The organism is Streptomyces sp. NPDC059452 (assembly GCF_042750035.1).
Taxonomy (GTDB): Bacteria; Actinomycetota; Actinomycetes; order Streptomycetales; family Streptomycetaceae; genus Streptomyces.
Genome location: NZ_JBHYVE010000043.1, coordinates 40,539 through 50,228, shown reverse-complemented (window position 1 = coordinate 50,228; position 9,690 = coordinate 40,539). Strand labels below are relative to the sequence as shown.

The 9,690-nt window shown below is 71.2% G+C and carries 9 protein-coding genes; 8 read left to right on the top strand and 1 reads right to left on the bottom strand.

Annotated features, from left to right (window positions below; genetic code table 11):
• Nucleotides 1–226: 226 nt before the first annotated feature.
• On the top strand, nt 227–1,261 hold the full coding sequence (locus ACFW9Z_RS34055) for a LacI family DNA-binding transcriptional regulator (protein ID WP_384647104.1): 1,035 nt from the start codon (nt 227–229) through the stop codon (nt 1,259–1,261).
• A 649-nt stretch (nt 1,262–1,910) separates the two neighbouring features.
• Here the strand turns inward: ACFW9Z_RS34055 and ACFW9Z_RS34050 are convergent.
• The gene (locus ACFW9Z_RS34050; RefSeq protein ID WP_384647102.1) at nt 1,911–2,120 is read right to left on the bottom strand and encodes a hypothetical protein; all 210 of its coding nucleotides are present in this window, start codon (nt 2,118–2,120) and stop codon (nt 1,911–1,913) included.
• A 453-nt stretch (nt 2,121–2,573) separates the two neighbouring features.
• Here ACFW9Z_RS34050 and ACFW9Z_RS34045 point away from each other — a divergent pair, with 453 nt between their 5' ends.
• The 7 genes from ACFW9Z_RS34045 to ACFW9Z_RS34015 all read left to right on the top strand — a co-directional run bounded on the left by ACFW9Z_RS34045 (nt 2,574) and on the right by ACFW9Z_RS34015 (nt 9,610).
• Nucleotides 2,574–4,031 carry a helix-turn-helix domain-containing protein gene (locus ACFW9Z_RS34045; RefSeq protein ID WP_384647100.1) on the top strand — a complete coding sequence of 486 codons (1,458 nt, stop codon included), beginning with the start codon at nt 2,574–2,576 and terminating at the stop codon, nt 4,029–4,031.
• Nucleotides 4,032–4,042: 11 nt separating this feature from the next.
• A complete protein-coding gene (locus ACFW9Z_RS34040; RefSeq protein WP_384647098.1) occupies nt 4,043–4,528 on the top strand; it encodes a hypothetical protein in 486 nt (161 codons plus the stop codon).
• Nucleotides 4,529–4,850: 322 nt separating this feature from the next.
• Nucleotides 4,851–5,834 carry a DUF5937 family protein gene (locus tag ACFW9Z_RS34035; RefSeq protein WP_384647095.1) on the top strand — a complete coding sequence of 328 codons (984 nt, stop codon included), beginning with the start codon at nt 4,851–4,853 and terminating at the stop codon, nt 5,832–5,834.
• A 177-nt stretch (nt 5,835–6,011) separates the two neighbouring features.
• Entirely contained in the window at nt 6,012–6,443 is a 432-nt protein-coding gene (locus ACFW9Z_RS34030; RefSeq protein ID WP_384647092.1) for a hypothetical protein, read from the top strand.
• A gap of 214 nt (nt 6,444–6,657) precedes the next feature.
• Nucleotides 6,658–6,990, top strand: coding sequence for a hypothetical protein (locus tag ACFW9Z_RS34025; protein WP_384647090.1), 333 nt, complete (start codon nt 6,658–6,660; stop codon nt 6,988–6,990).
• Between the two features lie 61 nt (nt 6,991–7,051).
• On the top strand, nt 7,052–7,330 hold the full coding sequence (locus tag ACFW9Z_RS34020; protein WP_384647114.1) for a hypothetical protein: 279 nt from the start codon (nt 7,052–7,054) through the stop codon (nt 7,328–7,330).
• A gap of 171 nt (nt 7,331–7,501) precedes the next feature.
• Nucleotides 7,502–9,610: a TerD family protein gene (locus ACFW9Z_RS34015; protein WP_384647112.1), complete on the top strand. Its 2,109-nt coding sequence runs from the start codon at nt 7,502–7,504 to the stop codon at nt 9,608–9,610.
• Nucleotides 9,611–9,690 lie beyond the last annotated feature (80 nt).

Genomic DNA, 9,690 nt, shown 5'->3' with positions numbered 1-9,690 from the left:
GCCTGTGGTGGGGTGGTTTTGGGGCGGGGGGGGGGCGGGGGGGGGGGTGCGGGGGGGTGGTCGGGGGGGCCGGGGCGGCCCTCCCTCGCGGGGCCCCCCCCCCGCTTCCGCGCGTACGTCTGGGAGCGCTCCCAATACACTGCCCGTACGCTCGTCGGGGTGATCGATCCAGGACTTGGATTGACTGTACGGCTGTGAGAAATTGACCGGGAACGGGGAGGCAGCCATGGCGGCAGCGCGAGTACGGAACGGCGGGCGGCCCACGCTCGAAGAGGTCGCGGCCCGCGCCGGGGTCGGCCGTGGCACCGCCTCCCGGGTCATCAACGGCTCGCCCCGGGTCAGCGAGGCGACCCGCGAGGCGGTCGAGGCGGCCGTCGCCGAACTGGGGTACGTCCCCAACCGCGCCGCCCGCGCCCTCGCGGGCAACCGCACCGACGCCATCGCCCTCGTGGTGCCCGAGCCGGAGACCCGTTTCTTCGCGGAGCCGTACTTCTCCGCGATAGTGCGAGGCGTGGGCGCGGCCCTGGCGGACACCGACATGCAACTCCTCCTCACCCTCGCGGGCAACGACCGCGAGCGCCGCAGACTGGCCCAGTACCTGACCGCGCACCGGGTCGACGGGGTCCTCCTGGTCGCGGTCCACGCGGACGACCCGCTGCCGGAGCTGCTGGAACAGCTCGGCATGCCGTGCGTGATCAGCGGCGCCCGGCACGCGGCCGAACCGCTGGCCTCGGTCGACTCGGACAACTTCGGGGGCGCGCGGGCGGCCGTCGACCACCTCATCTCCCGGGGCCGCCGCCGCATCGCCACGATCACCGGCCGCCTGGAGGTCTACGGGGCCCAGCGCCGCCTGGACGGCTACCGCACCGCCCTCGCCGCCGCGGGCCTGCCCCCGGACGAACGCCTCATCGCCCCCGCCGACTTCACGGAGGAGGGCGGCGCGCAGGCCATGCGCGAACTCCTGGCCCGCCGCCCCGACCTGGACGCGGTCTTCGCGGCCTCCGACGTGATGGCGGCGGGCGCCCGCCAGGTCCTCCGCGAGGCGGACCGCCGCATCCCCGAGGACGTGGCCCTGATCGGCTTCGACGACTCGGTGGTCGCCCGCCACATGCACCCGCCCCTCACCAGCGTGCGCCAGCCCATCGAGGAGATGGGCCGCCGCATGACCCAGCTCCTCCTGGAGGAGATCGCGGGGCGCGCGGGGGAGGAGCGGCCTACGGTGGTGCTGCCGACGGAGCTGGTGGTGCGGGACTCGTCGTGACGGGGGCGGGGCGGGGCCGGGCTGCCTGCTCGGCAATCGGCTTCTTTGCCGAGACTTCAGGTCTGAGAGCATGCGCCTATGGGTAACGGGACTGAGAGCCCAGGAAGGGCAAACCGCCTCTGACGTCGCAGGTCAGGAAGAGTCTTCCTCGCCCGGGCGGGGGTGTTCCTAGATCGGCGGGGTCCGCGACTGGGACTACCGCCTCTTCCCCGCGCAGGTGGGGTGCTCCGTCCGGCAGCGGCTGCGGCTGCTCGCCAACAAGGTGTTCCCTGCATGGGCAGGGGTGTTCCGCGGGTGTTTGACGACGCGAAGCGCATAGCGCTTGCTCCCCGCGCAGGTGGGGGTGTTCCGGAACGGGCGGCCTGGTGGCGGTCGGTAACGGCGTCTTCCTTGCGCGGGCGGGGGTGCTCCGGTCTGGAGGATGGTGATCGGGATGACGCCGCGGTTTCCTTCCCCGCGCGGGCGGGGGTGTTCCGGGGCAGGCCGACTCCGCGGCCCAGCACTCCGCGTCCTCCTCGCGCAGGCGGGGGTGTTCCGACCTCGTTGGCGTATTCGTCGCCCAGGCCCTCGTCTTCCCCGCGCAGGCAGGGGCGGTCCGCTTTCCCGTTCGTCGAGTAGTGCCCCGGCCGCACGCAGCTGGGGCACTGCCTCACACCGGTGGAGTGCCCGGCGGAGACGGTGTCGAACGCGGATGAGGCGGCGCCGACCCCGGGTTCGGCGACATCTTCGGCGGCCCACTTCCCTGTCGGCCCTGCTCGCCCCGGGCTTTGGCGAGCCGGTCTTCACGGGTTTCCTGGAGCCAGATGAGGTTCTCCAGTACCGGGTTCGGATCGGGCTTCATCTGCTCATCGGTGCTCATCGGCGGTTCTGCCGCCATGCCCGGTCAGCCGTACGGCGGTCGGGCAGGGGCCTCCAGCTGCCCGGCAGGCGGCGCAGGCCGTGGTGTGCCCGAGGAGTGTCCGGTACGCGGCATCCGGCTCGGTGCACTCGGCTGCCGCCCTCACCGCGCCGACTCCGGGCACCTCGGGCAACAGCAGTCGGGGAACTGGTGGGAGTACTCAGGCCGGTCAAGCGGTTTCACCTCGGCCTTCTCGCGAAGGACGCGTGTGATCCCGTCGCGGTTCACCTCGTACACCTTGATCGTCATTGCCAAAGCTCTCTCCGCTTCGCTTGCGGTGTCCGTCGCCATCACAGCGTCGTCCTGCGCACGCAACTGCGGTATGACCGGCAGGGGTTACCGAGGTGGTCATAGAGTCGTTGGCACTCCAGTAAGGCGCCTGCGCGTGCATAGGATCGCAAGGGAAGTCAGCCCATGGATGCCACCACCCCCGGCCTGCTCGCCCCGGACGTGCTCGACAGAGCGGACGTCCGGGCAGCGCTCATCGAGCACGACTTCGCAGCCGTCTTCACTTTGATCAAGAAGTGGGGCGGCCTCTCCCAGAACCGCATCGCGTCCGCCTGTCGGCTCACCCCCGGCAAGGTGTCCACGATCATCAGCGGGACCCAGCGCGTCACTTCATTCGACGTCGTCTGCCGAATCGCCGACGGTCTCCGCATCCCGGGCAGCCTGCTCGGGCTCGTACCACGCCCCTGGGAGGGCGAACACAACCCATCAGCGCATGACCAGCCAGATGCTCCAGGTGACCGGCCAGATGCAGGCGAGATCCCGTGGCGGCCCGACGCCACCGTGGACCTGGCTATTCACCTCACCAGGAGTGATCTCGTGATGGACCGAAGAGCTCTCACCCGTGCCCTCGCCGGTACTGCGGTAACCGGCGCTGCACTCCTCGACAGCCTCGAAGGCTGGCTGGTGCCGACCGCCACCGTCCCGGGGCAACGCCGCCCGGGTCGGCTCGGCATGGGAGAAGTCGAGGAACTGGAGACCACCGCGCGGGCCTTTCGCCAGTGGGACTATCAGTACGGTGGTGGCCTCCGAAGGAAGGCAGTGCTCGGCCAGCTCGCGGAAGTCTCCGGTGCCCTCGACGATCATCAGGCCCCGGCCGTTGCGGACCGCCTGTACCGCGTCATGGCACAGCTGGCCGGTACCGCGGCCACCATGGCGTGGGACTCCGGACTGCATGGGCGTGCGCAGGACTACTACCGTCTCGCCCTCCGTGCCGCCCACGCTGGAGGCGACGTGGTGTTCGGAGCCAACGTGCTGGCTGGAATGGCACGACAGATGCTCTACCGTGACCGGCCCCACGACGCGCTCCAGCTGATTCACCTTGCCCAGGAAGGTGCCCGCGACGTGATCGGCCCCCGGGTCCGTGCCATGCTCCACACCCGCGAGGCCTGGGCCTACGCCGCGCAAGGGCGCATCGCCGGATTCCACCGGGCCACCGCCAAGGCGGCCGAGGACCTCGCCGACGCCGGTACAGATGGCGACGAGCCGTACTGGATCGCCTATTTCGACGAAGCGGAACTCGCAGGGGTCACTGGGGGACGGTTTCTCGACCTCGCCCGCACCGACCCGCGTCGGCATGCCGTCCAAGCCGCAGACCACATCCGGACCGCGCTGGCCTCCCGTGGCGCGGAAGCCGGGCGCTCCCACGCGCTCGACCGCATCGGCCTCGCGGAATGCCAGTTCCTCGCCGGAGACATCCATGCCGCCGCCGCTGAAACGGCCCTGGCGGTGCAGGCCGCCCGGGGCACGCAGTCGGGCCGTGTCCGCGCGCAGCTGGGGCAGCTGTACCCCTACACCGTCGGGCACGGTGCGTCGCGTCCGGTGCGCGAGGCGCGCGATAGTATCCGCGACCTGCTGTCGAGCTGAGGAACGGACGTATGACGACACTTGCCGTGACCGGGCACATGGACCTGACCGACGAGACCGTGCCCCTGGTACGGGCCGCGCTGCGCGAGCTGCTCGCCGAGTACAGCGACGACCTGACCGGGGTGTCCTGCATCGCGGCCGGAGCCGACAGTCTCTTCGCGGAAGAGGTCACCGCCACCGGCGGTCGCCTTGTCGCGGTGATCCCTTCCCAGGACTACCGGGCCGCGAAGGTGAAGCCCGACCACGCCGCCGTCTTCGACCACCTGGTCGAGGCCGCCGAGACCGTGGCGACTCTGCCGCACACGACAGCGAACCGGGCTGCCTACGAGGCGGCAAACACTGAGCTGCTGCGCCGCGCCGACCGCCTCGTCGCGGTCTGGGACGGTACGCCTCCGTCGGGCAAGGGCGGCGGCACCGCTGACACTGTCGAACAGGCCCGGCAAGCTGGTCTGCCCGTGGACGTGGTCTGGCCGGCAGGAGCCGCTCGGCGTGGGTGACCCCTGAACAAGCGAAGGGGTGGCCCCGTCGACTTCACGGAGGAGGAGCGGCGCGCGGGGGAGGAGCGGCCCACGGCGGTGCTGCCTACGAAGGTGATGGTGCGGGAGCCGTCGTGACGGCCCTTGAGGTGGAGAGCCAAGGACTGGCAAAGCCCCTCTGATATCGCAGGTCAGGAAGCGTCTTCCCCGCCCGAGCGGGGATGCCCCCCCGATGCCCCCAACCGGTCAGCTCCGCTTGTGGGCTGGCCGAGATTGGCCTTGTCCGGGATGTCCCGCTTGGCCAGGCTCTTCCTTGAGTATTCATGGCCAACGGGGGGAAGCCGTGCTGCGTATTCATTTCACCAGCAGTGACCTGGAGAACGTGCGGGTGGCCCGTGGGCCGGACCCGCTGTGGGAGATCGTGTGCAGTCTGTGCCGCCTCCAGACGCGTGAGGGGGCCATCGCCTTCGACCCGTGGCGGCGGACGGTCAGCGGGCTGGTCCGCCGGGACAGGGCGGCCCAAGGGGTGGCGGCGGCGCTGCGCAGTCTGGTGCCGCGTGCCGCCTACTTCCCGGACTTCCTCACCCCGCCCGTCGAGCACGGCCTCCATGATCTTCAAGAGGGCATCGACAGGGTGCTCGTGACGCCGCGCCGCCGTCTGCGCCATGAGCTGACCCTGTTGACGGCGAGCAGCGGACGGCCGTGGGCGGGTGCTGAGCTGGCACGTGGTGACGTCACCGCGCTGACCGCCCTGGGCGGGAACCTCCGCACCTACCACCAGCAGTTCATCGCGCCGCTCTGGGACCGCATCGGCGCGGCCACGTTGGCCGACCTGGCCCTGCGCACCCGTGCCCTCATGGAAGGGGGTACGCGGACGCTGCTGAACAGCCTGCGGCCGATGGCGGTATGGGAGCCACCCGTGCTGACGGTCGACTATCCGGTCGAGCGCGATCTGCACCTCCAGGGCCGTGGCCTGCTCCTGGTTCCGTCGTACTTCTGCTGGCGACGCCCCATCACGCTGGCCGACGGCCAACTGCGCCCCGTACTCATCTACCCGGTCGACAAGACCCCCTCGAAGCCCGCCGATTCCACGGGTTCGCTGGCCCGGATGCTGGGGCCCACCCGAGCGGCACTCCTGTACGAGGCCGCCGTGCTCACCTGCCCCACCACCTCCGAGCTCGCCGACGCGACGGGGGTCTCCCTGCCGAGCGCCAGCCAGCAGCTGGCCGTGCTGCGGGACGGCGGACTCATCGCGTCCCGGCGCGATGGGAAGCGTGCTCTGCACACCGTGACTCCCCTGGGGCGAAGGCTCCTTGACGGCTTCTGACCCCCCTTCCGGCCGCGAGCAAGCCCTGAGCAAGCTGTGAGCACGCCGCAACGAACCACAGGCGAACCGCGCGTCCACCGGTCGCTTTGGCTGGAGCCAAAACCACACTCGTCCGGCGCCTGGGCCGCCGCATGCTGCTGCCGGAAGCACGGCACGCATACACAAAAGGGGATGCGCATGCGTACACGTTCCATTCTGTCCACGGCCATCGCGGCTGCCGCTCTGCTCGCCGCGGGCATGGTTCCCGCGGCCAGCGCCGCACCGGCCGCCGACGGCCCGAGCGCGGCGGCACAGTCGCCGCGGGTGTCTCCGGCCGCGGACTACTTCCACACCTCGGGGCCCGGCTACACCTGCCCCACCGGAAACTTCTGCGCCCGCGTATGGGACCCGACGGTGCAGAAGTACAAGGTGTTCAAGCTCTACAAGTGCGCCACCTACGCGCTCTCGTACTGGGGAGGCACCGGAGGCTACGCGAACAGGCAGACCGGCAGCCGTGCGACGGCGACGTTCTACGGCGAGTCCGGCAATGTCCTGAGGAACGTGCCGGTCGGGGCGTCCAGCACGAGCTACAACTGGTCCCCGGTGTGGAAGATCCGCAACTGCTACTGACCGGCTGTCCGCGACGAACCCCGCTCCGTGTGGAGCGGGGTTCGTTCGTGGTCCGTGAAACCGATGGCGCGGGTGCCGTTCTGGTGTCGAAGCAGAACAGGAGCCAGGTATGCACGCCCTGCCTCAGGACCGCGCCGGAGTGTGAATCGCACGAACTCTGCGGGAAGAGTCCGAGGCCCTGTGCGCGGCCGTTCGCGCAGGAGAGATCAAGCGGGTGACCAGTGACGTTGCCGGTCTGATCGAGGAGACGACCACAGCAGCGCACACGCTTGGCGGCAGCGATGGGTGGTTGGTCCTCGCCTTCGACGAAGCGGAACTCGCAGGGGTCGCTGGGGGACGGTTTCTCGACCTCGCCCGCACCGGCCCGCCTCGGTACGCCGTCCAGGCCGCAGACCACATCCGGACCGCGCTGGCGTCCCGCGGCGCGGAAGCCGGGCGCTCTCACGCGCTTGACCGCATCGGTCTCGCGGAATGCCAGTTCCTCGCCGGAGACATCCATGCGGCCGCCGCCGAAACGGCCCTGGCGGTGCAGGCCGCGCGAGAGTAATCCGCGACCTGCTGCGGAGCTGAGGAACGGGCGCAAGACGGCACTTGCCGTGACCGGGCACATGGACCTGACCGACGAGACCGTCCCCCTGGTACGGGCTCCGCTGCGCGAGCTGCTGGCTGAGTACGGCGACGACCTGACCGGGGTGTCCTGCATCGCCGCCGGGGCCGACAGTCTCTTCGCGGAAGAGGTCACCGCCATGGGGGGCCTCGTCGTGGTCTGGGACGGCACGCCGCCATCGGGCAAGGGCGGCGGCACCGCTGACACCGTCGAACAGGCCCGGCAAGCCGGTCTGCCAGTGGACGTGGTCTGGCCGACGGGAGCCGCTCGGCATGGGTGACCTCGCGTGGCGGTGGCGGCGCTTCCGGATTTCACAAGTTCTTCACGCGCCCGTGAATCGGAGGCTACTCTTCGCTGAGTACGACGCATGTGTGACGCACCACACATATCACGCGGCGGGCTGCCGGGTGCGTTCCGAGCGGCTGTGCATCTGGGGGGCCTCGTGCACGAGATGGTCAAGGGCGCCAACGTCGGTCTCACGGCGCTGAGCGAGAACGTCGGCTCGGTGATGGTGGGCCTGGGCTGGAGCAGCGCTACGGGGGAGGGCGACGCGGATGTCTCCGTCCTCCTGCTCGACGGCGACGGCAAGGTCCGCAGCGACGACGACTTCTGCTTCTACAACAACCCCGTGGCGGGCAACGGGAGCGTACAGCTCCTCGGCAAGACGCCCACGGCCGACGGCAGCGAGGACCGGATCAGCTTCGATCTGGACGCCGTGCCGCAGGAGATCGACAAGGTGGTCGTCGCTGCCAGCCGTTACGGCGGCTCCCGCTTCGGCGAGCTGGACGACCTCCGCCTCACCCTCGCGGACGGCGCGGGCGACGGCCTGGTCCGGTTCGCCGTCGAGGAGGCCGACGAGGTCAGCGCGGTGATCTTCGGTGAGCTGTACCGGCGTTCGGGGGAGTGGAAGTTCCGGGCCGTCGGGCAGGGGTACGAGTCTGGGCTCGCCGGGCTGGCGACCGACTACGGCGTGGACATCGACGACACGGAGGATGAGGCTCCAGGCGAGACAGGCGAGACAGGCGAGACAGGCGAGGCCGAGCGGTCCGCGGAGACCGGCGGGCCCGAGCGGCCCGTGCAGCCCGAGCAGGGGCAGCCGCAGCCGCAGCCGGAGGGGCCGGTCGCAGAGGCCCCCGGCTCGCTGGTCCCCGCCCAGCCCACCGGCGCCCATGTGGACGAAGCGCCCGCGCCCCCGGCCCCGGAGCAGCCCGCCCCGGTCAAGCCCGCACGCCGCCCCCGTACGGCGAAGAAGAAGGTCACCCTCCCCCGTACGACCAGGAAGAGCCTCGCCGACAACGAATCGTGGCGGGCGGCCCGGCTGTTCCCCGTGTCGGCGCTCAAGAGTGACCGCGAGCGCGAGACGCGGGCCACCTCCGTCGTCCTGTCCGTGATGGCCCAGGTACCGGAGTTCGGCCGCCGCCTCACCGCCGGATTCGGCGCACCGGCCGGCCGGATGGAGACGTTCACCGAGGTGACCCTGCCGCACGGGGAGTCGCCCCGGCGCCCGGACGGGGTGGTCCGGGTCGAGCGGGCGGGCAAGCTGTGGACCGCGCTCGTCGAGACCAAGACCAACGGCAACGCGCTCAAGCCCGACCAGGTGCAGGCGTACATGGACATCGCCGCCCGCCGGGGCTACGAGGCCGTGATCACGCTCTCCAACGACGTGGCGCTCGAAGGCAGCCCGCTCGTGGACGTGCGGATCGACGGCCGGCGCAAGCACAAGGTGGCCCTGTGGCACCTGTCCTGGGCCGAGGTCGTCCACCAGGCGCAGATGCTGATCCGCCATGAGGGGGTGGGCAACGCGGCCCACGCCTGGCTGCTGCAGGAGCTCCTCCACTACCTCCAGCACGAGAACTCCGGCTGCCATGGCTTCCAGAACATGGGAGCGGCCTGGGTCCCGGTGCGCCGGGGGATCGACGACGAGACCCTGTGCCAGGGCGACGCCCGGGCCCTGGAGGTCATCGAGAACTGGGAGCGCCTGGTCCGCCAGGTCTGCCTGCGGCTCGGCGGCGAGCTGGGCCAGAAGGTCCTGCCCGTCCAGCGCACCCGGCGCGGCTCCGACCCGCGCGCCCGCCGCACGGAGCTCGCCGACCACCTCTGCGAGCAGGGGCGGCTGAACGCCGAGATCCGGATCGAGGGGACGCCGGGCGTCCTGGCCATCACGGCGGATCTGCGTACCGCCAAGCTCCGTACGTCGATCGAGGTGCCCGCGGCCGAACCGGGTTACCCCCTCAGCCGGGTGAAGCGGCTGATCCGGCGGCTCGCCGAGGCCCCCGCCGATCTGCACATCGAAACGCTCGTCGAGGGCCAGGGCACCGGCCCGCGCGGCACGCTGGAGCGCCTGCGCCCGGAGCCCGCCGACATCGTGCCGAAGGACGGGGCGCAGATCACCGGCTTCCGGCTCTCCCTGTTCAAGGGCATGGGCAACGGCCGGGGAAGCGCCGAGACCGGCTTCATCCGCAGCGTCGACCAGGCGGTGGACCGCTTCCATGCCCAGGTCGTCGCCCAGGTGGAGGCCCCCGCGCCCCGCCGCTCCCGCAGCGCGGAACCGGCCGGCTGACGGTCGGCCCGCAGCGAGCAGGTCGGGGCCCGGGCGCGGGCCGGGGGCGGCCGGCGCGGTTTGGGCCCCCGGGGGGCCCG